Raw genomic sequence first — 25,858 nt, forward strand, 5'->3', positions numbered from 1 at the left:
CTAGGCCGCCAATAGGTCCGCGATGGTGACCGCTTCGGCCAGTGTCCACGTCGCGGCTTCCGCGGCGAGCAGCTGTTCCCATGATGGTGCTCCTGCCTGTGCACGGGCTGCGGCATCGGAGCGGACTCTCAGTGCGAGCATGCCGATTCGCATGAGGACAGGGATATTGAGATGTCGTGCGGCGACAGCGGTTTCACCGGCGATCGTTGCCGCGGCTGTCTTCGACAAGCTGATCGCTCCGGCCGCGGCGTGTGCGGCGAGCAGCATTTCTGTGTGGTTGGCCGCCACTGAGGTCGTCAGCCGCGCAGTGCCTGTCGAGCGGTAGGCGCGCAGCTGCGTGTGGGTTCGGATCACGACTTCGGTCGCGAGCATCCCCAGGCCAGGTGTCAACATCCCGGAGCGGAGATTGAGCCCGTCGCCGGAATTCGTGCCGGCGTAGGCGTCATTGGCGAACTTCCGCACCTCGTGGCTCGGCATCTCGCAGAGAAGTGTCCAGCCCGGCAGCGGAAGGTTCATCGGGGTGATGAAGTCGGCGGCCCAGTGTTTCAACAACAGCGCGATTGCGAGATGCTGCTCGGGCGCTTGCGCGAACGGCAGACCGGAACGCGTCGACGTGACGCGTTCGACCATCCGCTGTCCGTCGTCCCACCAGGTGCCTTCGAAGGTTCCGGTGCGGATTTGGTTGAGAGCGGTGAAGAATCGGCCGATGTCATGGCCGGCGGACCGGACGCGGTGTGCGGGACCGCCGAATTTCGGTCCGGTGTAATCGATGGGAAGTCGGGCGGTCTCCTTCTCCCACCGGCGCAGCAGATCGCTCTGCTTCAGCCACGACAGGCCACCGAGAACGGCAGCGTCCACATGGTTGTCGTAGAGGTTGCCGAGTGCGCCGATGAGCCCGGAGAGGCCGACGACCACCAGGTCGCCTCGATCCCACGGAATCCGTTGGGTTGCCCGCCATGCATCGAGCTGTTCCGACGCGATCGGGTCGAGGATGTCGGCCCATTCGGGCTCGCCCCATCCTTCGGCCACACGACGTTCCTGATTGCGGGCGGTGAGTTCGGAATAGGTGAGGTCGGTCGGAGCGCTCCGGATCCGCTCTCTCGTCGCAAGGTCGATCGGCGTGTCCGAAAGCGCTGACGCTGCGATCATTTCGATATCGTCGAGATCACGCGTGAGGGCGTCCAGATTACCGATGTAGTCGTCGTCGATCGGCGAGGTTCGGTCGCTGAAGTTGTCGTCGGCGGTGCTCACGCCGCATCCTCGAGGTCGTCTGCGAGGTTGGAGACCCCCTCCGCAAGGCTCTCGACGGTCTTCTTCTCACCTTCGAGATCCTCTAGTTCGGCGAGCAAGGTCCGGAGCTCATCGTTCTCGGGCCCGGTGACACGTTCCTTGAGCCGGTCGGCGACAGTTCGGAAGCGGGCGACGTGAGCTTCGGCCGCCATGCGTTGATCCCGCTCCGCATCCAACTCCGCCTGCTTGGTCTCGAGCTGCGCACGGAGGGTGTCGATTCGCTCGGCGAGAGTCGCGATGTTCTTTCCGAGGCTTGTGACTCGCTCGCGCAGGCTGACGATGACGGCCTTGGCCGCCTCTTCGTTGCCGTCGATATCGCGAAGTACGAGCTGGGTCACGACGTGAAGTCGGATGGCGTCGGCCGCGATACGAGCTGCCGTGAACCCGGAGGCCTTACCCGCGAGCGTGACGGCCCCGGCGCCTACTGCGCCGCTCACGCCGGAGATGATGGCGGCGCCACCCGCCATGCCGAGACCTCCGGCGGCGATGGAGCCGCCGCCGATGGCGGCCATACCCGCGGAAGTTGCCACCGCGCCCGAATAGCCGAGTACGAGCGTGCCGTACGCGCCCGCGATGGCGGGTGCGGCGAGACCGCCGGTCAGGACACCGAGTCCGAGGCCGGCCCCGGCGAGGAGCACGTATTTGCTCCAGTTGCTTGCCTTCGACAGTTTCTTGATCGCATCCTTGTACGCCGTTTCGACAGCGTGGAGGTCTTCGAGATGTAACTGATCCATCGATCGATGGGCGGCGCTGAGAGCCTCGGCGCGTACGTTTTTCTCCCACTTGCCTGCTACCCACGGTTCGAAGCCGTACAGGTCGATGAGCAGAAGCAGAGCCCGTGACCTTCTCGTTACGACCGATAAGAGCTGCGGCCCAGCAGATTCGAGCGCCTCGAGGTTCGGCGGTCCACCCTCCACCAGGATCTGGTTCACGGCTTGGGCCACGGCCGGAGACCAGTCGTGCTGGTTACGCGCCTTGAGGGCCTCAATCGCTTTGGTGCGGAAGGAATTACGGATCTCGCGCTTGGATGTCAGGTGCTTGCCCTTCGATGCGGCGATATCGCGCTGCATCATCCGGTACTGCCACGCCGTGAGGACGAAGTCCTCATCGGGGGAGAGTTCGAGCTTCTTCTGCACCTGCACCGTGTCCATGCGCTCGACAGTAGCGAGATGGCCCGACAGGAAGGAGCAGATCCGGGCGAAGCGGGGATGCGGTAGGGGGAGATGGCAACCTGTTTCATGCTGTTGTACGAAGCGACATTTTATGCCCCTTGAAGCAGACAAATACGGTCGAATTCATGGAATGGAATTGTCGTTCGGCCGAGGATCTTTCCGCCGCCCTGCACACCGGTGAGGTGTCCTCGGTGGAGCTCACCGAGGAGGCGATCGCCCGCATCGAGCGGGACGACGAGGTGATCAACGCGATCTGTGTGCCGGATTTCGATCGTGCGCGGGCCGCCGCACGGCGTGCCGACGAGGCGCGTGCACGCGGCGAGGACCGGCCGCTGCTCGGTATTCCGGTGACGGTCAAGGAGTCCTACGACATGGCCGGGCTGCCCACGATGTGGGGTATACCGATGTACTGGGACTATGTGCCGACCGAGGACGCGGTGCAGGTGTCGTGATGGCCGGACCGGATTCACTGACCCACGGCATCGCCTACGACCTCGCCCTGCCGCCCGCGCGCCACGAGCGGCTGTCGGACTTCCGTGTCCTGATCATCGAGGACCATCCGCTCATCCCGACCGGATCGGCTGTGCGGATGGGTGTGAACCGGGTCGCCGCGGCCCTCGCCGACGAGGGCGCTCGCGTCGAACACCACAGTGCGCTGCTGCCCGATCTGAGCGAAGCGGCGACGCTCTACATGCTGCTGATGCTGTCGAATGCCGCCGCGAGCCTTCCCGTCGACGTGTACGAACAGCTGCGAACCCACGCCGCCACCCTGAGTCCGGACGACCGCGGTCTCGATGCGGCGCGGCTCCGCGGCATGGTGCTCAGCCACCGCGACTGGGTCGAGGCGAACAACCGTCGCGAACGCCACCGCCACGCCTGGCGACAGCTCTTCACCGAGTTCGATGCGGTGGTGTGCCCCATCACGCCCACTCCCGCCTTCCCGCGCAACCACAAGGGAGGTCTGGAGGACCGCCACATCGACATCGACGGCGTCGAATACCCGTACTTCGATCAGTTGGTCTGGGCGGGCATGGCCACCATGCCCGGCCTGCCCGCCACCGCCATACCTGCCAGTCGGTCCGCCGAGGGATTGCCGATAGGTGTGCAGCTCATCGGTCCGATGTTCGAGGATCGCACTCCACTACGGTTGGCCGAACTGTTGGAGCGGAAGATCGGTGGCTTCCGGGCACCGGAGTAGCGCACCGTTCACTCCACCCGGCCTCCTATGACTGCATGGAGGCTTGCACAAGCCGCCTTCTGTCGATCTTGCCGACCGCCGTTGTCGGCAGGCTCTCCAGGGTCTCGACTCGGTCCAGCACCTTGAATTCGGCGAGGCCGCGTGCGCGAAGGAATCTGTTCAGGTCCGCAGCGGTGGGCGGATCGGTATCAGGATGTGTGGCGACGAATGCGCAGATGCGCTCGCCGAGGTACCGATCGGGGACACCGACGACTGCCACGTCACGGACAGCGGGGTGGGCGCGGACATGGCGTTCCATTTCGGCTGGGGCGATCTTCTCTCCCGCTCTGTTGATCATGTCCGTGGCGCGGCCTTCGACGACGACATCGCCGTCTGCGGTGATGCGGGCAAGGTCTCCGGTGCGGTAGAAGCCGTTGCGGGTGAACGCCATTCGGTTCCGCTCGCCGCCGTTCCAATATGCCCTGATCGTCGACGGCCCCCTGGCCAGCAGGTGACCGGTGGCGCCCGGCGGTACATCGCGGTCATGGTTGTCGACGATGCGTATTTCGTCGGCCGGTGACATCGGCTTGCCCTGTGTCGTCGTGATGACCTCGTCCGAATCGTCGAGTCGCGTATAGCAGACGAGTCCTTCGGACATCCCGTACGACTGCTGTAGTACGCAGCCGAACGCCGGGCCCAATCGACGTGCGACGTCAGGCGAGAGTTTGGCGCCGCCGACTTGCAGGATTCGCAGGCTGGCGACGTCTATCGCCATCGCGGCCGCGACCTCCAACCAGATCAGAGCCAGCGATGGCACGAGAGCGGTGATCGTCACCCGTTCGCGCTGGATGAGTCCGAATACGAGGTCCGGGTCCGGACGGTCGGCGAGGACGACTTTGCCCCCGGAGTGCAGTGTGCCGAGGACTCCCGGCGATGCGAGTGGAAAGTTGTGTGCCACCGGAAGTACGCACAGGTAGACGCTGTCGGAATCGAGGCCGCAGATCTGTGCGCCGGCGCGAACGCCGTACAGGTAGTCGTCGTGGGTGCGTGGGATCAATTTCGGTGTGCCGGTGCTGCCGCCCGACAACAGCAGCAGCGCGGTATCGCACGGCGCCGGCCCCCGCGGGAGCGCTCGGACGGTCGTGTAGAGATCGGACAGCGCCCGGTTCTCCCCGGGGTCGCCCACCACGATGACGAGAACCGGAGGGACGGCGCGGGCCGACATCCGCCCCTCGAAGCCGTCCGGGACGTTCGTCGTTATGTAGGCGACCGCCGCCGTCGCTTCGCAGAGGTTCTCGATCTCGGTTGCTCGATAGGCGGGTAGCGCGAGGACCGGTACGGCACCGAGACGGGTGAGGGCGAATATCGCATCGAAGAACTCCACGATATTCGGCAGTTGGACAACCACTCGGTCGCGGGGGCGGACTCCGCATTCGAGCAACCCTGCGGCCAGGCGGTCGGCTCGGTGGTCGAGTTCGGCGTAACTGATGCGCGCGGTGCCGCTGACGACGGCTGTGCGATCTCCGTGCCGCTCGGCCAGCCGAGCGAGAAGCTCACCAAATGTTTCTCCTTGCCAGTAACCTTCGGCTCGGTAAGACTGTGCGAACTCGGTCGGCCACATCGGGACTCCTCGGCTATTGAGAATGCGAACGGCGACTGTTGCTGCTCTCTGAGCGCAGCGACGCAATCGTGCGTTCGGCGTCGTCGGCGATCAATTCGATGTAGTAGCGGAAACGTTCGCAGAGACCGTCGACAAACGATCGGCTGAAAACGTTCGGATGATAGGACAATTCGAAGGTGAGGTGATCACCCGGGTAGCCGTATAGCACCAGCGCGTAGTGGGTCGATTCGATGATCCCATAGCCGTCGATGCGCAGGCCCGAATCTTGACGCACGTACACGTCGGGCCGCATGAGATTCTGGAAGACGACCAGCGTATCGAACAGTGGGACAAATCCTGCGGCACCCTGGATGCTGTCCGAGTCCAGGAACTCATACCGGATCATTTCGCAATGCTGATCCCGGATCTGTGCGAGCAAGCTTGCCGCCGTATCTGTTTCGGAGATCCGCATACGGATCGCAACATCGTTTATCAGCAATCCGACCGCCCGGTCGATCGCAGGAACGGAAGCCGGGCGACCACAGGTCGTATATCCGAAGGCGATGTCGTCGCTACCGACGATTTCCGCGATGGTCAGGCCCCAGGCGCATTGGACGGCCGTACTGAGCGTGGTTCCCAGGCTGCGCGCACGGATCTCGAGATCGGTACCGACGGATTCCGATAGCGCCAGCTCGATTGTGGCGGTCGAGCCGATGGATTCCGGAGGTGCTGCGCTTGCGAGAACTGTGGGTCGTTCGATTCCGGCCAGGACCTTCCGCCATGCATGGAGTGCGCTCCGGCGATCCTGTCGAGAGAGCCAGCGTAGGTAGTCGTCATACGGATCGGTGCCGGTATCGACAGCCGTCGTCGGCTGCTCGGGAGCGTCGTACAGCATTGCCAATTCCGCTGCGAGGATTCCGGTGGACCACCCGTCCCAGAGAATGTTGCTGTGCGTGACAACCAGGCGGAATCGAGCACGCCCACGTTTGATGAGCATGATCCGGAACAGTGGCGGCCGAGTCAGGTCGAAACGTGACGTCAGTTCGTCACGTAGTAAGGCAGCTTCATCGATTTCCTGTTCGCCGAGGTCGCAGTAGCGCCATGCCAGCGGCACCGCGGTGTCGACCTCGCGTACCCACCGGCCGTCCCCCGATGCGATGCGAAATCCGGAGTGGCAGTTCGGGTGCCGCTCGATAAGTTGTTTCGCGGCCGCCTGGAGTCGTGGCACGTCCAGGTCGCCCGAGATGTCGACGTAGAGCATCACGGCCTCCGTCTCCGCGCCGTACGTGCCCGCGACGTCGAGCATGTGCGGCTGCAGAGGTGACAGTGTCCGTGGCGGACCCGGGTCTGCCGCCGGCGGGGCCGTCCCGGCCATGGGTTCTGTGGAGGGCAACGAGGATCGGCGCGCCGCCAAGGCGGCGAGGCGTTCGGGGGTGCCGTCGGCTAGCAGGTCCTCTGTCCAGATCGGTAGGCCCGAAGCCCTGGCTCGTACCGTGAGCGCTATGGCTCGGACACTGTCTCCTCCGAGTTCGGTGAAGGTCACGAACGGACTGACACGCGGGATGTCGAGTATCTCGGAGAACAACTCGCACAGTGCGATTGCCGCCTCCCCGTGGACCGGATCCCGTCGGGAGTCGTCGCCATACTCCGTACTGTGAGCCATCGGCGGCACCTCTCTCACGGCGGCAGACATTGCCGCACACGGCATGGAGTCGACAGTCCCGGCGTCGGAACCGACCGGTTTCGACCAGCGGCGCGGGCGCGCGTCGACACCTTCTCACGGCGGTCATATGTCATATGGTGGAACACCGTGACTCCGATCGGATCCACGGCGCCCGTGTCGCCCTGTCTCGTCATCGATCTCGAACGGATACACCGAAACTACCGCGCACTCCGGTCTGCATTGCCGACGACACGGATTCGTTTCGCGGTCAAGGCTGCCCCGGTGTCGGAGGTGATAGGGCTACTCGCCGATGAGGGCGCGGAGTTCGATGTGGCCAGCGTGGGCGAGATCGAGCAGTGTCTGAGTCTGGGCGCCGACCCGGCCGTCATGTGCTACGGCAATCCAATGAAAAAGGCGACCCAGATCGCCACCGCTTACGCGGCAGGTGTGCGCCGGTTCGTCTTCGACACCGAGGACGAGCTGGATCGGATCGCCGCCCACGCCCCGGGCGCCGAGGTCGAGTGTCGGTTCCTGGCCGCAGCGCCGCGGTCGCGACTGTCGTTCGGTGCCAAATTCGGCTGCGCGCCCGGGGAAGCGGTGCGGCTGCTGGTGCGGGCGCGCGATCTCGGGCTCCGGGTACTCGGACCGTGCTTTCACGTGGGCTCGCAGCAACTGGATCCGGCCGCCTGGCGGATCGGGATCGAACAGGCCGGCGGTATCGCGGAAGCGCTGGCCACCAAGGATGTATCCGTCGAATCCGTGAATATCGGTGGCGGCATGCCGATTTCGTATGCCGAACCCGTGCCGGACCTGACCGAGCTGGGTTCGGTGATCACCGCCGCGGCGGCGCGGCACCTCCCGGAGCACGCCGATCTGGTGGTCGAACCCGGCCGTGCCCTGGTGAGCAGCGCCGGTGTGATTCATGCCGAGGTCGTGAACGTGCGCACAGCGCCGGACGGGCGGCGCTGGGTGTACCTGGATATCGGCCGCCACGGCGGACTGATCGACACCGATTACATTGCCTACCGAATCGAGACGAGCCGGGACGGCGATCCGACGGAGCAGGTGGTCGTCGCCGGGCCGACCTGTGCTGACGGCGATGTGCTCTATCAGCGCACCGGTGTTCTCCTGCCGTCCACGCTGCGAGCCGGTGATTCCGTGCGGATCCTCGATACCGGCGCCTATACGTCGAGCTTTGCGTCGGTGTTCTGCAACGGTCTTCCGCCCTTGGCGGTCTATGTTGTCGGGGTGAGGTGAGACAGCCTGTCACCCCGGCCGACGCCACGGTCGGCCTTAGGAGTCGCATGGGAAGCCCACAGATGTCGACGCAGCTCGAGCGAACCGATCGGGCACTGCTCGACGATGCGCTGTCGTTCGTGCGTAGTGCTTCGGTCGATGCAACTCTCGCTGTCGTGGTGCCCGGTCTGACCGGAACACAACGGGCCGAGGTCGCGGCACATACCGTCCTGGCGCACGTCGCCGCTCTGGTCTTCCCGGCATCGACCGAGGGATTGCTAGCCGAGTTGCGCGCCCTCGGCATGGTCGTCGGCGAGCCGTTGCCGAGCGTGGTCGTGCGCGGCCGACTCGCCCGCCGCTACGGTCTGGACGCCGACGCCCTGGATGTCGCGATAGTCCACGTGCGCGATGCCGCACACGACGCCGACTCTCCGATGGTCGAGCTGTTCGCCCTGCCCATGCCCACGGGTGGCGGACTGTCCCGGATCGCCACCCACGAGCGGTCGGAATGCAACGAGTCGCATATCGCACTGCAACTCGACACGACCGACGGCGTGATAGTCGCACGGTTGGGTGCACTGCTGATCGAGCGCGGCGGACTGCTGCCGGACGGCGGCGGATACAACTCGTTCGAGAATTGCACGGCACTGTATTTCCGTACTTCACACACCGATATCCCGAAGCCCTATCGGCGGATTGAATTGCGTGTCAGCGGCAAGGTGTGCCGACGATGGCGTCAGGACTCGGGGAACATTGTCAAGGTGCCGGTGAACGTTCCCGCGGCCACGCCCGGACACACGCCTTCGGAGAACGTCAGCGTCGTCTTGTCAACGAATTTGTAACCCGTGTAATTACCGGAATCGATGGTGACCGCGAACTCTCCCTCGCCGGAATCGCCCGACATGGTCGCATTGATCTGTTCTTCCCGGACGGTGCTTGTCGTGCCGTCCGACCACGTCAACACGCCGGTGCCCTGGTGGTCGGTAGTCGGTCCCTCGCATTGCACCGTCTCGGTTCCGTTCAGGACCATCTGCACCGGGTGCGGTTTGCCCGCTTCGATTGCGGAGCCGGAGCAGTCACTGTACAAAACAGTGGCGTTCCAGGCTGCGGGTGTCGCCGTGCCCAGGACTCCAGGTCCCAGCCACGTTACGCTCCCGGTCTCCTCGCAGGTCATTATCGGTGCGGCTGCATGGGCCGGAGCCGGATTCATCCCACCTTGCGCGAAAAGCGCACCTATTCCGATAACGACGAGGGCTACGGCACCATGTTGACGGCGTACAGCCAATTTTCCGACCTCTCTTGCGGTTCGGACATTTGTCACAACGGCGCCAGAGCTGTGCCGACTGGCAAATGATACATGGGTCGCCAGCTGATATTCGGTATTTGTGCCGTACCGTCCGGGTCCCAAGGGCTGCCATGACGGCAACGAACTACAACCGGGAAAGCCGACCTTGCCGTCGCTCGCGAGCGGGTTTCCGCCGATCCATCAGGCGCTGGCCGGTCCGTCCAGCAGGCGGCGGATTTCCTGGTCCGGGTACGGGGTGTTGCGGCTCTCTCGCTGGAACGCGCGTATGAAGTCGGACATCGTCGCGGCGACGGGAGCGTGCCGAGTGAGGACTGCGGTGGCGTCCTCATCGGTGTCGCTCTCCGGCGGTTTGCCCTCGGCGAGGGCGCGGACTGTCGCGGCGCGTGCGTCTCCTCGGAGCCGGTACACGGCGGTGACCAGCCAGTTGACCAGGTAGGTGGAGGTGTATCCGCGGTCGTAGCTCTGGTGCTGGTGGAAGAACGTGTCCTCCTGCGGCGAGAGGTCGAACCCGGAAGAGAGTGCGAGGCCGTAGTCGCCGAAGTAGAGGCGTCGACCGTCGGTCAGGATGTTTCCGAAGTGCGCGTCGAGGTGCAGCAGCCCGCGGCTGTTCATGAATCCGGTGCCGACGGCCAGCTCCCGCTCCACCATGGCGTAGGCCCGACCGGCATCCTGCTCGCCCGCGTCGATCTGGGTGCTGAGCCACTGGTGCAGGTTGTGCGGGATGTACTCCAGGAACAACGCGATGCTCGCGGTGGAGTCCCGGAGGGCCTCGATCCGGTGGCGTACCTGCGGTCGCCCCTCCCAGTACGCGACGGCGCGATCGATGTCGCCGAGTTCCTCCGGCAGTGGCGTCGTATCCGGCAGCACCCGCCAGTGGTGCATCAGCGGGAACCGCTCGTACTCGGCCGCGAGCACCCAGTTCGTCGTCATGGTGTGCACGGCGAGCTCACGCCAGGCCCCGAAACCCGGCCCGCCGATGAGGCCGACGCCGTACTGGCAGCAGAGCGGCAGATCGAACAGGTTGGCCGTGGACCGGACGTGCTCCGGCTGCCGTTCCAGGTCGGTGAGGGGAATCCGCTTCACGAAGACCTGGGTTCCGGCGATCTCCAATAGCGCCGACTTTCCGCCGATACCGGCACCGATCGGCGCGGCCCGCGTCGAGGAGTTCGAGTAACCCGTGATCGCTGTGCAGCGCCAGGGCCGTGGATACGGCGCTGTGGGCGAGCAGGCGCGCCGGGCGCGACATATCAGGGGTGGGAGCAGCGTGCGGCGGATCGGACGTCACCGCATCGAACGTAGTCCAACCCAGCCCTGGTCCACCGTCCGCGCCGCCTCGTGATCTTGTAGGTTCGGTTGATGTCCGACAGCGTGTGGGATATCAAAGCACTGTTCGATTCCCTGCTGGCATGCCCCGACGGATGGGGAGTCAGCGAATTCGCGCCGTGGTTCGAGCAGCGACCACAGCTGCGCGCCGCACTGCACGAGTGTGGCGCTCCGGACGCGCACCGCTCGCCGATTCCCCCGGAACGACGGTGGCAGCTGTACGGCGTGAGTCGACTCGTGGACGTCCTGCTCGTGCCGCATCAGCCGCACTACATGGAAAGCGCCTATCTGGGCGCGGCACCCGCCGCATGGTCGGAATTCACCGCGATGATCGGCGCAGTCCCCATCTCCGAGAACGAGTTCCATCCGTTCTTCCACGAGATCGTCGACGTTATCGTTGCCGACGACCCCCGAGAACCGGTCACGATCGCCGAGCAGCACTGGCCTGGAGCGTTCCTGGGCAATCTGCTACTGGTCCGGTCGGGAGTCACCGTCCGCGCCGGTTCGTCGATCCTCGACCCGCACGCGGCCGCACGATCCAGCATGTACTGGACATTCTGGCGCTGCTATCGAAAGGTGCAGGACCTGTCCAACGGCTGGGGTTCGAATTCGCAGTGGCGCACGAGCTTTCGCCGCGACTACTGCATCGACGGTGGATTGCACTACAACATCGATGCCCGGTGGGAGGACGATCCCGCGCCTGCCGACGACGATCTCACCCCCCGAGAACGGCTGGACCTGTTGCGCTTTCGGCACGGCGTCCTTCGAGACCTCGGAACCGAACGCTGGCCCTACGACGATCACCACGTCGAGCGCTGGCGACCGTGACGGCCATACGGGGAGAGTGCCCTGCGCGGGCTGACCGTGCGGAAAGAACCGGTCGGTCCCGTGGTCGAACGCATCATGATCTACATTGCCGCCAACGGGTCGCTTCCGACCGGCCGGGCAGGGCGGACAGAACGCACTGATTCGATGGTCACGACGGTTTTGGGTGACACCCAGGATTCCCCGCCCGCTTCGCCAGCGTCCACCCGTTCTTCTGCTCCGGGTCAGTGGCCAGACCCGATACATTCTCACGTGCCCTGGCGCGCGGGTCAGGCCGACAGAATCTGGTCGCGGCCCCGTGTCATCAACGAGTCCAGTTCGGCCACCAGCCGATCCAATATCACCGGACAGGTCTACCAGCACTGATTCCAGTGCGTGCCGTTGCAGGATCAGCCCAGATCAGGGCGACGAGTACAAGCGTTTCTCCATGTAGCCGAAACCGGTCACGGGATCCTCATCCATTTAGAGGCATCCAGCAGATCCAGCAGCTCATCGTGGCCCGACGGGGTGCCGGGGCTGTCGAGCGACAAACTGAAGTAGGTTCTAGGACAGGGCAACCGGCGCGAGATCTGCGGGCTCGCGCCGGTTTCTGCTCACGACATCCATCGGGGACTGCACTTGTTGGAAGGGGTGCGTGAACTGGTTTTCTCATTCTGCCGCAACCCTTTTCCCGATAGAATTGCGGCATGAATACGAGCCGGGCAGGTGAGGTATTCGCGGTCGTGGAGGAATTGACGACCGCGACCACCGCCCTGCTCGACGAAGACCTCACCCGCTACACCGACACCGACTTCGTGGAACTGATGCGACGCGTCGAAGCCGTGCGCGCCCGACTGGGCGCGGTGTCGCATCGCCTGGTCATCGAGACCAGCGACCGGCACCTGCCCGAACGCGCCGGGTGCAAGAGCCTCGCGAAGTATTTGAGCGAAACCCTGCGGATATCGATGGCCGAGGCCGGAACACGACGCCGCGCAGCGGAGAAACTCGGCGTATTCCATTTCGTGCACGGCGAAGACCGGGCACCGGAATTACCGACCACCGCCGCCCACCAAACCGCCGGGCTGCTGTCGATCGAACACGCGCGGCGCATCATGGCGGTGATGGACCGGATCCCAGCCGCGGTACCGATCGACGTACGGGACGAGGCCGAACGACTGCTGGCCGAACACGCCTGCACGATGACCCCCGAAGCAGTGGTCACGGTCGGGGAATCGATCCTGGCCCACCTCGACCCCGACGGCACCCTGACCGACGACCGCGACCGCGCCCGCGTCCGGGGGATCACGGTGGGACGTCAACGCATCGACGGCATGACCGAGATCAGCGGACTGCTCACCCCACACCTGCGGGCGCTGCTGGACGCGGTACTCGCCAAGGGCGCCCGGCCGGGCATGTGCAACCCCACCGACCCCGACAGCCCCACCCTCGGTGCCCGCGCGATCGACCCCAAGACCCTCGAAGCCGCCGCCGAACGCGACACCCGCACCATCGCCCAACGCAACCATGATGCTGTGGCGGCGTTCCTGACCGCCACCGGAGGATCGAAAACCCTCGGCAGCCACCGCGGCATGCCCGTCTCGGTCGTGCTCACCATGCGCCTCGAGGACCTCGAACGCGGCACCGGGCACGCGGTCACCGCCGCGGGCACGACCCTGTCGATCCCGGCCGCGTTGCGGCTGGCCGAAGGCCGCTACCCGTGGCTGTTGCTCTTCGGCCGCGACGGCGTCCCGCTCTACCTCGGGCGCGGGCAACGCCTCGCCTCCCGCTGGCAGCGGCTGGCGTGTGTCGCCCGTGACCGCGGCTGCACCTTCCCCGGCTGCGACGCGCCCGCGACGATGTGCGCGGTGCACCACCTCATCCCGTGGGCACACCACGGCGGCACCGATATCGACAACCTCACCCTGGTCTGCGACCGGCACCACGCCCAGGTCGCCGAGGACGCCGACGACCCCACCGGATGGGCCACCGAACGCCTCGACACGCACACCCGGTATCCGGGTCGTACCGGGTGGCGGCCCCCGACCCACCACGACCCGGCACGGGGGCGGCGGGTCAACCACCGCCACCACGGCGACGAACTCCTCGGCCCCGCCATCCATCGACTGCGCATCAAACAAGACGCTGGGCTACCACCGCCGCCCCTGCGGCAATAACCCCTGGCACGGCGACAAGCCCCACCATTACGGTCGTAAGCCCCAGTCGCCTGACCCCGACCCGGCCCGCCGCAGCCGGTATCACGACCAGAGCGAGGGGCACGGTCGACCTCACGGTTAGGGCGAGAGGACCGCCGATGTCGCGGGACCGGAGCAGACCGACAATGTGATAGGGGCCCGCGCGGAAACCCATTCCGTGCGGGGTATATCCACGCCTACAGATCAAAGCCCGCTGCGAGACGGAGACATCACGGCTGACGGTCGGCTTCGGTGTGTCGCCGCAATTGATCGAGGTTTGCGCTCGCAGCGGAATCCTGTGTCTGGGAGCGGGTTGCGAACCACGAATCGGAATGCGGCAGGTCGCGGATTCGTCCGCGCCGCCGTGGCCCTGCCCACTGGACGCACGGATATGCTGCTTGCAGGGTGGCCTGGGCACGACTTTTGCGTCGCGACGGGGGGGCGAATCGCGGACCGGGCGCAGTGGAATGCTGGACAGATGAGGTTGATCGGCAGCGACGGGTACGGGGTGGAACTGGGCGTGGTGGGTTACCAATTCCCGGATGCGGTCGAACCGCAACAGCGGAGGAGCTGGCTGGCCGTCACCGTGACTGCGTACTGCCCTCAGGGAACAGGGTCCTTTCCGGTGCCAGGCGTTGACCCCGGAGGACGGCGTCGCGTTGGCGCAGTGGCTTCACCATGCGGGGGAGTTGTCTGCTGACAACGAGCACTCGAGTGTGCGACTGAGTTTCACTGCACCGCACTTGACCTTCTCCTACGTCACGGCCGAGACGAGTTCGATCAATCCGAGTATCGGTCTGGATCTGGAGCTCTCGCCGCCGTGGCGACGGCATACCCGTGCGGGCGATCCATTTGTTATTTCGTGCCGGGTCGACGCGGTGTCCGTGTCGGCGGCGGCGGACGATTGGACTGCCGAGATCGATTCGTACCCACCCTGAGGGTGCGTGGTGGTTGACGGCGAAACACGTTCTGTTGCCTGACCCGCGCGGACCGCACCGGCAGCCGCGGCGGGGCCGAAGACCAACCGCCGAGCCGACTTGAAGCCGACAGAACCTCTGCAACTGCCGATCACACGACATACGTGCTCTGGGACCAGTGGTAAACCCGCACGTCTACCGTCTTCATTTCGCCGAGGGGCGAAGCAGCGCACGAGCTTTGGGGGCGAGGCGACTGACGGAAATGCGAGAATACTTCATGTGGTCTACACCTGACAGTGTTATCTCGGCCGACGGCACTCGTATCGTCTTCCAGGCTCTCGGTGACGGGCCGCCGCTGGTAGTCATGCACGGTGCGCCGGTCACGGTGGAGACCTACTATCCGATGGCCGAGCTGCTGGCCACCGACTATCGAGTCGTAGTCGTCTGTCGACGGGGCTACACACCGAGCGGAAGCGGTACACAACCACGCATCTTCGCCCGGCAGGTCGAGGATCTCGCCGCTGTGCTCGAACGCCAGGACGATGTGAGCTTCGTCTTCGGACATTCAGCCGGTGGCCTGGTTGTATTGGAGCCGCTGGTGGCTGCGGGCGTTTCGAGCATTCGGCGCTTCGCGCTGTACGAGGCGCCCCTGGCATTGGCGGGTGGTCCGCTCCGGCCGACACTGGAGCGAGCCCGCGAGTTCGTCGCCGACCATCCCGCCGACTCGGTGGTCGAATTCTTCCGGGCCGTACTCGATTCACCAGTTCCCGAGGGCATCCTGCGTTCGATGGGAGCGGCCATGGCCGACCGAGCGCCTGGACTGATCGCTGACCTGGAATGCCTCAGCGCGATGGATCCGGACCTGAACCGCTGGTCCGCGACGGGCATTCCCGCCCTGCTGTTGGCAGCGCCGCCAGCGATCGGTATGGGCCGGAAAGCATGGAGAAACTCGATGCGGCGGATTCACGATTCAGGTCGTTGGCCGGGCAGACCCACAATCCCGACGACTTCACGTCGGTTGCGGCTGTCCTGCGTGAATTCTTTCACTGAGCGCAGTCGCTCACCCGCTTCACGGCAGGTTGGCCGGAGGGGTACGGTGCGTATTGGTTTGGGAGAGAACAGCTGTGAGTAAGTCTCGAGAAGTCTCGGAAGTGATCGAGCAAGCCCGGCAGGGGCTTTCGCAGTGGAGTTCGGACTGTCTGGCCAATGCAGCGGAGATGAGTGACATCTTGGGTGCGGACGCTGATGATTATGTTCGTGATCCCGTGACGGCGTTTGGCGCGTGGCAAACGTACGTAGACGATTTGCCGTTCGAAGAGTTCGAGCGCAGTGATTGGGTCACACTGCGCACGGATCTGGTTTCCTATCTCGCCGACATCCTTGTCCGGAAGTTCGGTGCCGAATGGGACCTCATTGCGGATGACCTCGCGCCGCGCGGGCAGCGGCACCTGTCGGATCGATGACATTACGGTTGGGATCGATCACTGCCCGCGAACCGGTACATGCAGGCCGGGGGTGTTGCTGAGAATTTGCCGTGACATACTCGGTGCGTATGAGTGAACCCACGGACTGCTCCTCGGCCACTGTGCGCGGACGAGTGTTCTCCCTGCTGACCAGGGCCACTCGGCTGCGCGGCTTCACGCTGTATCTCCTGCTGGTCACCGTGGGCGGCGCGATTTCGCTGACCGTCGACCTGGTCTCCGGCCGGTACTCGTGGTCGATGCCGGGTGGTGTCGCATTTGTGGCGATCATGTGGTTTCTCGCCTGGCCCGGCGTGGTGCGGGCATGGCGGCGCACCGACATCGTGGCTCGGGAGCCGCGGTGATGGGAGTGAAGACGGTGCGAGGCGGCCGTGAGCGGCTGTGGGAACTGCGATTCGCCCCGCTGTGGGTGGTCGTTCCGGTGTGTGTGCGGTGCTGTTGGGATTCGCGGCACTGACCGGATTCAACGAGTTCGGCGCTGCTCTGGCGGTGGGTGGTCTACCGGGTGCCGTATTGGGCATCGTGTTGGAGCGCGGACGCTATGGTGGTCGCGCGCGGATGCGACAGTTCTACGGCGCCTTGCGCGCTCGGCAACTGCCCACTCTGGCCACCGCGGATGAGGCCGTCCACTGGCACCGTCTGATCGTCGGCGAACGTACCCGTCGGCGCGCCGGACTCGCGATGTCCTGGTTTCTTCCTGCCATCAGCGCTTTCTGCGTGATCTACGACATCATCGTTGTCCCCGAGGGGCCGTCCAGCAGTGGCCGCACTTTGCCCGTCCTGGCAGTGCTTCTGCTCGCCGTTTTCGCCTGGACCAGGTACGTCACTCCTCGAATCCTCGTCGCCCTCGATGTGTTGGCCCAGCAGGGGGCAGAACGCGGTTACGGCTACTGGCTCACCACCACCTGGCCCGCCGCGCATTGACCGGTGGCTGGAGTGCAGTGCGGGGTCGGTCAACGGTTGATGCGGGCTGCGGCTGCTCGCCGGTTGTCGTCGTTTTCGGTCGGGTCATGGCCGATATGGGCGAGACGGTCGCGGACTTCGGGCAGGAACAGGTCGGCGTGCGCGATGCCGATCGCTCGGGTCCGGGATTCGCAGTCGTAGAGGCACTCGGTGGCTCGGCTGACGGGGAATTCTCGTGTGAGATGGCTCAGTTCCGTGGCGCATCGGGTTCGGAGATAGGAGTAGACGGTGTTGTCGAAGAGCTCCTCGATGGTCGGCGCGGCGGGGGAGTGGTGCAGGCGGCCGAGGGCGGTGACGAGGTCGTGCTGGGTGTAGATGTGGGTGTCGGGGGAGGCGGCGGTTGTCAGGAGGTCGAGGAGGTGGGGTGCGTCGGCTGGTTCGGCGCGTTCGGCGAAGAGGCTCAGGGCGGCGCGCTGGACGGGGGTGTGGAGGCCCGCATGCGTGCGCGCCCAGGTCAAGGTGCGTGGGGAGCGCAGGGTGCGTAGGGATCTGCGCAGGGCGATGCGGTCGGCGACGGGGGTGTCCGTGCTGTCGAGTAGATCCGCTGAGAGGGTCAGAAGTGTGGTCTCCCAACGCTCCTCGGTGAGATCGCGGGCTGCGGTCGGGTCGATGAGTTTCCGGTCGACGGCGGCCGTGAGCAGGCGTTGCCGGTCGCGGGCTTCGCGGGCGGCGTGGTCGGGTGCGGGGGTTCGGTGTGCTGTCCGTGTGCGTTCGGCCAGCGCAATGACCTCCGCTACACGGGTATTCGCACGACACCAGTCCGGCCAGGGCGGTGCGGACAGGTCGTCGAATGGCCCGAACGGGGCGAGGGCGGCGGCGAGTTGCTCGTCGTCGGCGACCGCTAGGACGTCATCGAGCAGCCCGTCGGCCTCGGGGTGCTCGGCGAACGGGAGCAACGCCGCCAGCGCCTGATCGAGATCGCGGCCGGTGCGTAGGTAGTGGCGTAACTCGGTGACGGCTCCGTCGACGCCACGCCGGGCAAGCAGTGCCAGGACGTCGGTGGCGAGCCAGGCATCGGAGTCGCCGTGCGGGTCCGATGGACGGGTATAGGCCGCGCGGCATCGGGTGAGATCGATTCCGAGGTCCGCGATGAGGGCCGCATAGAGCCACGCACGCTCCTCCACCTGGCGATCCCAGCGAGGGTCGCGAACGATGCAGGCGATTACATACTCGCTGGCCCGGGCACGGTTCGCGAGTGCTTCGGGGCGGCACGCACCGCGGCCCCGTTGGATCATGCCGAGCAGGGTGTCGGGCTCGGCCCAAGGGAGTTCGGTGGACGGTGGTTTGCTCGGATCGTCGGGTGGCGGCACGGCGCGACTGTAGGGGCGCGCCGTCGTGGCGGCTACTCGATTTCGGCCGGTTGCGACGAATCCAATCCCAATGCGGTGCGCGCCGCGGCGCGGGCTTCGCCCGGGTCGCTGGTGGCGAGGACGGCTTCGGCGGCACGGCGGCAGGTTTCGAGGGGGACGGCGGCGAGGGTGGCGCCGACGGGGGCCACGGCGGACGCGGCGGCGGAGAGGGAGGTGATGCCGAGGCCGGTGAGGACGCAGGCGAGCAGGGGGTCGGCGGCTGCTTCGCCGCAGACGCCGATGGGTTTGGTGAGGGTGTGGCCGACGGCGGCGGTGCGGGCGACCAGGTGCAGGACGGCGGGTTGCCAGGGGTCGGTGAGGGTGGCGAGGTGGGGGGACATGCGGTCGGCGGCCATGGTGTACTGGGCCAGGTCGTTGGTGCCGATGGAGGCGAAATCGACGTGGGCCAAAAGAGTTTCGGCGAGCAGGGCGGCGGCGGGGACCTCGATCATGACGCCGGGGACGAGTGAGCGGGCGCGGGCCTTGGCTGCGAAGGATTCGGCTTCGGCGGCGGTGGCGACCATGGGGGCCATGACCCAGGGGGCGGTGTCGCGGTCGGCGGCGGCCAGGGCGATGGCGTCGAGTTGGCGGTCGAGCAGGCCGTCGTCCAGGAGAGCGGTGCGGATGCCGCGCACGCCGAGGGCGGGATTGGCCTCGTCCGGATGCGGGGCGAAGCGCAAGGGCTTGTCGGAACCGGCGTCGAGGGTGCGGATCACCACCTTCGCGCCCGGATAGGCGTCGAGGACTTCGCCGTAGGCGGCGGCCTGCTCCTCGATACTCGGCTCGGATTCGCGGTCCAGGAAACACAATTCGGTGCGGAAGAGGCCGACGCCCGCGGCGGGGGTGTGGCGGGCGGCGCGGGCGCTCGCACCGTCCTGCACATTGGCGAGGATGTCGACGCGGTGGCCGTCGGCGGTGGCGCCGGGGCCCGACCAGGCGGCGGCGCGGGCCGACGCGGCACGGTGGTCGGCGGCCGCGGTCGCGGCGGCGGCCGGGTCCGGGTTGACCGTGACCCGCCCGGTGGTGCCGTCGAGCAGCACCTGCGCCCCGACCGGAACGTCATCGAGTCCGGTGACCGCGACCAGGCACGGGATGCCGAGCTGGCGGGCGATGATCGCGGTGTGACTCGTCGGGCCACCAAGTGAAGTGGCAAGGCCAACAATGAGATTCGGGTCGAGTCCGGCGGTGTCTGCGGGTGCGAGATCGGTGGCGAGCAGAATCGACGGCCGATCGGGGAGTGTGATGCCGGGTTCGGGCGCGCCGGTCAGTTCGGCCACCACGCGATCGCGGAGGTCGTAGAGGTCGGTCACGCGTTCGGCCATGCGGCCGCCGAGCCGGGTGAACATCTCGGCGAACTGTTCGATGGCGGCCGTCGTCGCCGCGGGGGCCGGCATGCCCGTGGCGATGGATTGTTCGGCGACGCCGAGCCAGCCGCGATCGACGGCCATGGCCGCGTTCGCGGAGAGGACTTCCGCCGCCGCGCCGTCGGCGCGGGCGGCACGGTCGCGCAAACGCTGCGCGACGGTCGCCGCCGCACCGCGCAGCCGCTCCGCCTCCGGTGCCCGATCGGACTCGGCGATGCTGCCCGATGCGGTTTCTATACGTACCCGTTCCACGGGCCGGACCACCGGGGCCACGACCACTCCGGCCACCGCCGGTATGCCCGTGAGCACCACAGATCCGGCACGTTCCGGCAGTGATACAGACATGAGATCCTCCTCCACGCTGTGATCCAGACTACGGCATAGACTTGACAAAACAACACATACAGGCATAAAACAACAGAAAGCAACATCGAGTCTGGAGGTCGGATGTACGCCGAGGAGCGGCAGCAGGCCATTGCCACGCTGGTCGGGCAACGCGGGCGCGTCTCGGTCACGGAACTGGCCGAGCAGTACGGCGTCACCACCGAAACCGTGCGCCGCGACCTCGCGGTACTCGACCGCATGGGACTGCTGCGCCGGGTGCACGGCGGCGCGGTCCCGGCGGCGGCGCTCACCGCCATCGAACTGGGCACCGGCGAGCGCGAGCACAGCCGCGCCGCCGAGAAGGATCGAATCGCCAAGGCGGCCTTGGACTTCCTGCCCCGCTCCGGCGGCAGTGTGCTCTTCGACGCGGGCACCACCACCGCGCGCGTGGCCGCGCTGCTGCCCGCCGATCGCGACCTCGTCGCGGTGACCAATTCGGTGCCGATCGCCGCCCGCCTCTCCGGTTACACCGCGGTGCGCCTGCAACTGCTGGGCGGTCGGGTCCGCGGCCTCACTCAGGCGGCGGTCGGTCCGGAGACCCTGCGCATGCTCGGCGATCTGCGCGTGGATGTGGCGTACATCGGCACCAATGCGCTCACCGGCGGGCACGGCCTGTCCACCCCGGATCCGGACGAGGCCGCGATCAAACGCGCCATGGTCGCCGCCGCGCACCGCGTGGTGGTCGTCGCCGATTCCAGCAAGATCGGGCGGGAGGATTTCGTGCGCTTCGCGGCGATCGAGGAGATCGACGCCCTGGTGACCGATGACGAGCTGCTGCCCTCGGTGCGCAACGAGTTGTCCGAGTACGGCATCGAGGTGGTGACGGCATGATCGTGACCCTCACCGCCAATCCGAGCGTGGACCGCACCGTCACCCTGGCCGAACCGCTGCGGCGCGGGGGAGTGCAGCGGGCTCTGGCCGCGACCGTGCAGGCGGGCGGCAAGGGCGTCAACGTCTCCCGGGTGATCGCCATGGCGGGTGCGGCGACCGTCGCCGTGCTGCCCGGCAGTGAAGGCGATCCGGTATCGCGCGCCCTGGCGGCGGCGGATATCGACCATCGCGTGGTACCCGGCGGCGGACCGATCCGCACCAATGTCGCCATCACCGAAATCGACGGCACCACAACGAAGATCAACGAGCCGGGCGCGCCCCTGGACGAACAGCGCCGTCGCGCGCTGACCGATCTGCTGGTCGAACTCTCCGCCACCGCGAGCTGGATCGTCCTGTCGGGCTCCCTGCCGCCGGGCGCTCCCGCCGACTGGTACGTGGAGCTGGTGCGGCGGCTGCGCGGTCCGAAGATCGCGGTCGACACCTCGGACGGGCCGCTGGTCGCCCTGGCTCGCCGCTTCGATACCGCCGCACCGGCCTTGATCAAACCCAACAGCGAGGAGCTGGCGCAGCTCACCGGCGCCGATCCGGAGCAGCTGCACGACCCGGCCGAGGCCGTCCGCGCGGCCGCACGACTCGTCGACCGCGGCGTCGGCGCGGTGCTTGCCACGCTCGGGGCGGCCGGTGCCGTGCTGGTGACAGGCGACGGCGCCTGGCACGCCACCGCCCCGGACGTCACTCCGTGCAGCACCGTCGGCGCGGGCGATTCCGCCCTCGCCGGATATCTGCTGGCCGATCTGGACGGCGCTGCCCCCGGCGACCGGCTGCGCCGCGCGGTCGCCTACGGGACCGCCGCCGTCACCCTCCCCGGCACCGGTCTACCCGGTCCGGACCACGTCCACGTCGATGCCGTAGCCGTGACGGCCCTGGACTCCTTGCCCCATCCCTGAAGGACACCGCGATGGCCGAACAGATCATCACCGCCGAGCTGATCACCCTGGACGCCGACCTCGGCGCGACCAAGGAGGACGTGATCGCAGCCCTGGCGCAGCGCCTCGCCGCCGCGGGCCGCGCGCCCGACGCGACCGCCCTGCGGGATGCGGCGCTGGAGCGCGAAAACCAGTCCGCCACCGGACTTCCCGGCGGCATCGCGATCCCGCACTGCAAGTCCGCGGCCGTGCGGCGCGCCTCGCTCGGATTCGCCCGACTGCGGCCCGCCGTCGATTTCGGCGCCCCGGACGGACCCGCGGACCTGGTGTTCCTCATTGCCGCCCCGGCGGACGGGGGAGCCGAGCACATGAAGGTGCTCTCCACGCTCGCGCGGGCGCTGGTGCGGCCCGACTTCGTCGCCGAGTTGCGTACTGCCGCCACGGCCGACGACGTGCTCGGACTCGTCGCCGCTGTGCTCGCGCCGGCCGATACGCCAGCGAAAGCCGGTGCGCCTGCGGGTGCTGGTGCGCCTGCGGGTGCTGGTGCGTCAGCGGGTGCTGGTGCGTCATCGAAAGCCAGCGCGCCCGCTGCGTCCAGCGCGCCCGTGGGGTCCGATGCACCGGCGGAAGCCGGGGCCGGTGCCTCAGCGGAGGCCGGTGCGCCCACACAGGCCGGTGCTTCTGCTGAGCCCGGTGCCCGTACGGCTACCGGTGCCTCGGCACCGCACGACGCGCCGATGCCGGAGAACCCGGCAGCTCCGGAGCGCGCGACATCGATATCCGCCGGGAAAGCGCCCGAGCGCGAGCCTGATTCGCCAGCACCGGCAGCCGCCCGGAATGCGGACGTCGCCGCCGCACCCGCGGTACGCAGCATCGTGGCCGTCACCGCCTGCCCGACCGGCATCGCCCACACCTACATGGCCGCCGACTCGCTGGTCGCGGCCGGGGAACGCGCGGGAATCACCGTGCACGTGGAAACGCAGGGCTCCTCGGGCAGCACACCGCTGGACGCCGCGACCATCGCCGCCGCGGACGCGGTCATCTTCGCCACCGATGTCGGCGTGCGCGGGCGTGAACGTTTCGCGGGCAAGCCGCTCGTCGCCTCCGGCGTGAAACGGGCCATCAACGAACCCGACGCCATGGTGACCGAAGCCCAGCGGGCCGCGCTCGACCCCGCCGCGCCCCGGGTTTCCGGGTCGGACACCGAATCCGAGCCCGCCGCAGCGGATTCCGCTGGTCTCGGCTGGGGCACCCGGCTGCGGCAGATCCTGCTCACCGGGGTCAGCTACATGATCCCGTTCGTCGCGGCGGGCGGGCTGCTCATCGCGCTCGGCTTCCTGTTCGGCGGGTACGAGATCTCCGACAACGCCCAGACGATCGTGCTGGACAACTCGCTGACCGCGTTGCCCGAGGGCGGCCTGGCGACCTATATCGGCGCGGTGCTGTTCCAGTTGGGCGCGTTGGCCTTCGGCTTCCTGGTACCCGCCCTCGCGGGATACATCGCCTTCGCCATCGCCGACCGTCCCGGGCTCGCACCGGGTTTCACCGCGGGCGCGGTGGCGGTCTTCGTCGGGGCGGGTTTTCTCGGCGGTCTGGTCGGCGGTCTGATCGCCGGATTCGCGGCGCTGTGGATCTCGAAACTCGCGGTGCCGCAATGGGCGCGGGGCCTGATGCCGGTGGTGGTCATCCCGCTGTTCGCCTCACTCATCGTGGGCGCGCTCATGTTCGTGGTACTGGGCAAACCCCTCGCCGCGGTCACCAGCGGGCTCACCGACTGGCTCAACGGGCTGTCCGGCACCTCGGTCATCGTGCTCGGCGTGATCCTGGGTCTGATGATGTGCTTCGACCTCGGTGGGCCGGTGAACAAGGCGGCCTACGCCTTCGCCGTCGCGGGCCTGAGCGTCGATGACCCGGCGTCGCTGCGGATCATGGCCGCCGTGATGGCCGCCGGTATGGTGCCGCCGCTGGCCATGGCCCTGGCCACCGTGTTGCGGCCCCGGCTGTTCACCCCCGCCGAACGCGAGAACGGGCGGGCCGCCTGGCTGCTCGGCGCGTCGTTCATCTCCGAGGGCGCCATTCCGTTCGCCGCCGCCGACCCGTTGCGCGTGATCCCGTCCATGATGGTGGGCGGCGCGCTGACCGGTGCGCTCATCATGGCCGCGGGCGCCACCCTGAGCGCACCGCACGGCGGTGTCTTCGTCTTCTTCGCCATCGGCCATCTCGCGTGGTTCCTGATCGCGCTGGCCGCGGGCATGCTCGCCGCCGCGGTCTGCGTCATCGCGGCCAAGACCTTCGGCCGCACCCCCGCGACCGCCGGACCGTCCGTCCCCGCCACCGTGTAACCACTTCACCCCCAGGGAGATTCACCATGCCTCAGGTCACCGTCACCGTCGGTTCCGCCGAGGGTCTGCACGCCCGCCCGGCCGCGCTCATCGTGGAGGCCGTCCAGGCCGCGGGCGTTCCCGTCACCATCTCCGTTCCCGGCGGCGCGCCCGTCGACGCCGGATCGGCCCTCATGCTCATGACCCTCGGCGCCGCCGCGGGCACCGAGGTCATCGTCGCCTGTGAGGACGAGGCGACGCTCGACAAGATCGCCGGAATGGTCGCCGCCGATCTGGACGCCTGAGCGTTCGCCCTCGAACTCGTCCTCGATGTCGTCGAGGTATCGAGCCAGCGCCGGATCGCCGCGGTCTCGGTCCATGGCGTGGTAGCGGAACAGCCCCTTGCCACCATGGTTTTCGTTCCGCTCCGCCACACGTCGGGAAGTGAGACGCCGCTGCCGAAAGCCACAGCGCTCCGGAACCGCTTCCGGTGACATCGCGCACGTCCGGTCGGGACCTTGGGCCCTGTCTGTGCCCGTGGTCGAGCGAGATGCTCTGAGCACAACCACACTCAGGAGGCGTCATGGCCGACAACAGCGTATCCGCGACCGATCCGTCCACCGCGGCGATCATCGTCGCGGTGGACGGATCGGAGATCTCGTACCAGGCGGTGGAATGGGCCGCGGTGGAAGCCGACCTGCGCCGGACCGCGTTGCACATCATCACCTCGTACGCCGTCCCGACGGGGCGGGGGTCCCGCGCCGGCATCGGCGCGGCGGAGACCGCGTGGCTGCGCAGCGACGGCGCTCGCGTGCTCGGCGAGGCGAGCGCGGTGGCGCACGCGACCGTACCGGGCGAATCCATCGCCGTCACCACCGAATTCACTTTCGAACCGATCGTCCCGACCCTGATACGGCTGTCCGCCGACGCGCACATGATCGTGGTCGGCAACCGCGGCCGCGGCGCGGTGCGGCGAGCCCTGCTGGGTTCGGTCAGTACCGCCATCAGCCGTCGGGCGCACTGCCCGGTCGCGGTCGTGCACGGGGCGCCGGAGACCGACGCGGACGCCTCGCGGCTCCCGGTGGTGGTGGGCGTGGACGGCACCGAGAACAGTCAGCCCGCCATCGAGCTGGCCTGTGCGGAGGCATCGCGCCGCAAGGTGGGCCTGGTCGCCGTGCACGCCTGGGGTGATACCAACGGCTACGACCTGCCGGTGGTCGGTTGGACGGCCATTCACGAAACCGAGGCGGTGCTGCTGGGCCAGGGCATGGCCGGTTTCGCGGAGCGATACCCCGAGGTGCCCATGGAGCGTGTCGTCGTCTGCGACACCCCGGTGCGCGCGCTGCTGCACCACGCCGACACGGCGCAGCTGCTGGTGGTCGGCACCCATGGTCGCGGCGGCTTCCCGGGCATGCTCATCGGATCGACCAGCACGGCGCTGCTGCAGCACGCGCGATGCCCGGTGATCGTGGTGCGGCACGACGCCACGATGCCCGATGACCCGGCTCTTCGGTGACCTTCGGCCCGTGAGCGCAGCGGCGTGGCGCGGGATGACCCGT

General features: G+C 67.3%; 23 protein-coding genes. 16 read left to right on the forward strand and 7 right to left on the reverse strand.

Annotated elements, in window-relative coordinates; translation table 11 throughout:
* Together QMO76_RS26860 and QMO76_RS26865 are read right to left on the reverse strand one after the other, a co-directional pair.
* Complete coding sequence (locus tag QMO76_RS26860) at positions 1–1,251, reverse strand: hypothetical protein (RefSeq protein WP_306364122.1); 1,251 nt, start codon at positions 1,249–1,251, stop codon at positions 1–3.
* The gene (locus tag QMO76_RS26865; RefSeq protein WP_306364123.1) at positions 1,248–2,441 is read right to left on the reverse strand and encodes a hypothetical protein; all 1,194 of its coding nucleotides are present in this window, start codon (positions 2,439–2,441) and stop codon (positions 1,248–1,250) included. The genes QMO76_RS26860 and QMO76_RS26865 overlap by 4 nt, the downstream gene beginning before the upstream one ends.
* A gap of 146 nt (positions 2,442–2,587) precedes the next feature.
* On the opposite strand from QMO76_RS26865, the gene QMO76_RS26870 reads away from it, so the two are divergent.
* Complete coding sequence (locus tag QMO76_RS26870; RefSeq protein ID WP_306364124.1) at positions 2,588–2,914, forward strand: amidase family protein; 327 nt, start codon at positions 2,588–2,590, stop codon at positions 2,912–2,914.
* Positions 2,914–3,660 carry an amidase family protein gene (locus QMO76_RS26875; RefSeq protein WP_306364125.1) on the forward strand — a complete coding sequence of 249 codons (747 nt, stop codon included), beginning with the start codon at positions 2,914–2,916 and terminating at the stop codon, positions 3,658–3,660. Before QMO76_RS26870 ends, QMO76_RS26875 begins: the two co-directional genes overlap by 1 nt.
* 25 nt (positions 3,661–3,685) lie before the next feature.
* Here the strand turns inward: QMO76_RS26875 and QMO76_RS26880 are convergent, their stop codons facing one another.
* Positions 3,686–5,260, reverse strand: a complete 1,575-nt coding sequence (locus QMO76_RS26880) for a (2,3-dihydroxybenzoyl)adenylate synthase (protein ID WP_306364126.1) — start codon at positions 5,258–5,260, stop codon at positions 3,686–3,688.
* 13 nt (positions 5,261–5,273) lie between these two features.
* Entirely contained in the window at positions 5,274–6,902 is a 1,629-nt protein-coding gene (locus tag QMO76_RS26885) for a condensation domain-containing protein (RefSeq protein WP_306364127.1), read from the reverse strand.
* 174 nt (positions 6,903–7,076) lie between these two features.
* On the opposite strand from QMO76_RS26885, the gene QMO76_RS26890 reads away from it, so the two are divergent.
* Complete coding sequence (locus QMO76_RS26890; protein ID WP_306364261.1) at positions 7,077–8,159, forward strand: type III PLP-dependent enzyme; 1,083 nt, start codon at positions 7,077–7,079, stop codon at positions 8,157–8,159.
* Positions 8,156–8,980 carry a hypothetical protein gene (locus tag QMO76_RS26895; RefSeq protein ID WP_306364128.1) on the forward strand — a complete coding sequence of 275 codons (825 nt, stop codon included), beginning with the start codon at positions 8,156–8,158 and terminating at the stop codon, positions 8,978–8,980. Before QMO76_RS26890 ends, QMO76_RS26895 begins: the two co-directional genes overlap by 4 nt.
* A 644-nt stretch (positions 8,981–9,624) precedes the next feature.
* Here QMO76_RS26895 and QMO76_RS26900 read toward each other — a convergent pair.
* Positions 9,625–10,554, reverse strand: a complete 930-nt coding sequence (locus QMO76_RS26900; RefSeq protein ID WP_306364129.1) for a serine/threonine-protein kinase — start codon at positions 10,552–10,554, stop codon at positions 9,625–9,627.
* Between the two features lie 246 nt (positions 10,555–10,800).
* Between QMO76_RS26900 and QMO76_RS26905 the strand changes: the two genes are divergently transcribed.
* The 7 genes from QMO76_RS26905 (at position 10,801) to QMO76_RS26935 (ending at position 17,085) form a co-directional block, all read left to right on the forward strand.
* The gene (locus tag QMO76_RS26905) at positions 10,801–11,595 is read left to right on the forward strand and encodes a hypothetical protein (RefSeq protein WP_306364130.1); all 795 of its coding nucleotides are present in this window, start codon (positions 10,801–10,803) and stop codon (positions 11,593–11,595) included.
* A gap of 683 nt (positions 11,596–12,278) precedes the next feature.
* Positions 12,279–13,745 carry an HNH endonuclease signature motif containing protein gene (locus tag QMO76_RS26910; RefSeq protein WP_306364131.1) on the forward strand — a complete coding sequence of 489 codons (1,467 nt, stop codon included), beginning with the start codon at positions 12,279–12,281 and terminating at the stop codon, positions 13,743–13,745.
* 653 nt (positions 13,746–14,398) lie between these two features.
* A complete protein-coding gene (locus QMO76_RS26915) occupies positions 14,399–14,701 on the forward strand; it encodes a hypothetical protein (RefSeq protein ID WP_306364132.1) in 303 nt (100 codons plus the stop codon).
* A gap of 241 nt (positions 14,702–14,942) precedes the next feature.
* Positions 14,943–15,812, forward strand: a complete 870-nt coding sequence (locus tag QMO76_RS26920; protein ID WP_306364133.1) for an alpha/beta fold hydrolase — start codon at positions 14,943–14,945, stop codon at positions 15,810–15,812.
* 19 nt (positions 15,813–15,831) lie between these two features.
* Complete coding sequence (locus QMO76_RS26925) at positions 15,832–16,143, forward strand: hypothetical protein (RefSeq protein WP_306364134.1); 312 nt, start codon at positions 15,832–15,834, stop codon at positions 16,141–16,143.
* An 89-nt stretch (positions 16,144–16,232) separates the two neighbouring features.
* A complete protein-coding gene (locus tag QMO76_RS26930) occupies positions 16,233–16,505 on the forward strand; it encodes a hypothetical protein (RefSeq protein ID WP_282781926.1) in 273 nt (90 codons plus the stop codon).
* Between the two features lie 88 nt (positions 16,506–16,593).
* On the forward strand, positions 16,594–17,085 hold the full coding sequence (locus tag QMO76_RS26935) for a hypothetical protein (RefSeq protein ID WP_306364135.1): 492 nt from the start codon (positions 16,594–16,596) through the stop codon (positions 17,083–17,085).
* 29 nt (positions 17,086–17,114) lie between these two features.
* Here the strand turns inward: QMO76_RS26935 and QMO76_RS26940 are convergent, their stop codons facing one another.
* On the reverse strand, positions 17,115–18,434 hold the full coding sequence (locus QMO76_RS26940) for a hypothetical protein (RefSeq protein ID WP_306364136.1): 1,320 nt from the start codon (positions 18,432–18,434) through the stop codon (positions 17,115–17,117).
* 32 nt (positions 18,435–18,466) lie between these two features.
* Positions 18,467–20,182 carry a putative PEP-binding protein gene (locus tag QMO76_RS26945; protein ID WP_306364137.1) on the reverse strand — a complete coding sequence of 572 codons (1,716 nt, stop codon included), beginning with the start codon at positions 20,180–20,182 and terminating at the stop codon, positions 18,467–18,469.
* A gap of 102 nt (positions 20,183–20,284) precedes the next feature.
* Here QMO76_RS26945 and QMO76_RS26950 point away from each other — a divergent pair, with 102 nt between their 5' ends.
* The 5 genes from QMO76_RS26950 (at position 20,285) to QMO76_RS26970 (ending at position 25,815) form a co-directional block, all read left to right on the forward strand.
* Positions 20,285–21,052: a DeoR/GlpR family DNA-binding transcription regulator gene (locus tag QMO76_RS26950; protein WP_306364138.1), complete on the forward strand. Its 768-nt coding sequence runs from the start codon at positions 20,285–20,287 to the stop codon at positions 21,050–21,052.
* Positions 21,049–21,999, forward strand: coding sequence for a 1-phosphofructokinase family hexose kinase (locus QMO76_RS26955; protein WP_306364139.1), 951 nt, complete (start codon positions 21,049–21,051; stop codon positions 21,997–21,999). The genes QMO76_RS26950 and QMO76_RS26955 overlap by 4 nt, the downstream gene beginning before the upstream one ends.
* An 11-nt stretch (positions 22,000–22,010) precedes the next feature.
* Positions 22,011–24,320, forward strand: coding sequence for a fructose-specific PTS transporter subunit EIIC (locus QMO76_RS26960; protein ID WP_306364140.1), 2,310 nt, complete (start codon positions 22,011–22,013; stop codon positions 24,318–24,320).
* Positions 24,321–24,346: 26 nt separating this feature from the next.
* Entirely contained in the window at positions 24,347–24,604 is a 258-nt protein-coding gene (locus QMO76_RS26965; RefSeq protein WP_029928818.1) for an HPr family phosphocarrier protein, read from the forward strand.
* 278 nt (positions 24,605–24,882) lie between these two features.
* Positions 24,883–25,815 carry a universal stress protein gene (locus tag QMO76_RS26970; RefSeq protein ID WP_306364141.1) on the forward strand — a complete coding sequence of 311 codons (933 nt, stop codon included), beginning with the start codon at positions 24,883–24,885 and terminating at the stop codon, positions 25,813–25,815.
* Positions 25,816–25,858: the final 43 nt, after the last annotated feature.

It is taken from the genome of Nocardia sp. CC227C (assembly GCF_030767025.1).
Lineage (GTDB): Bacteria > Actinomycetota > Actinomycetes > Mycobacteriales > Mycobacteriaceae > Nocardia.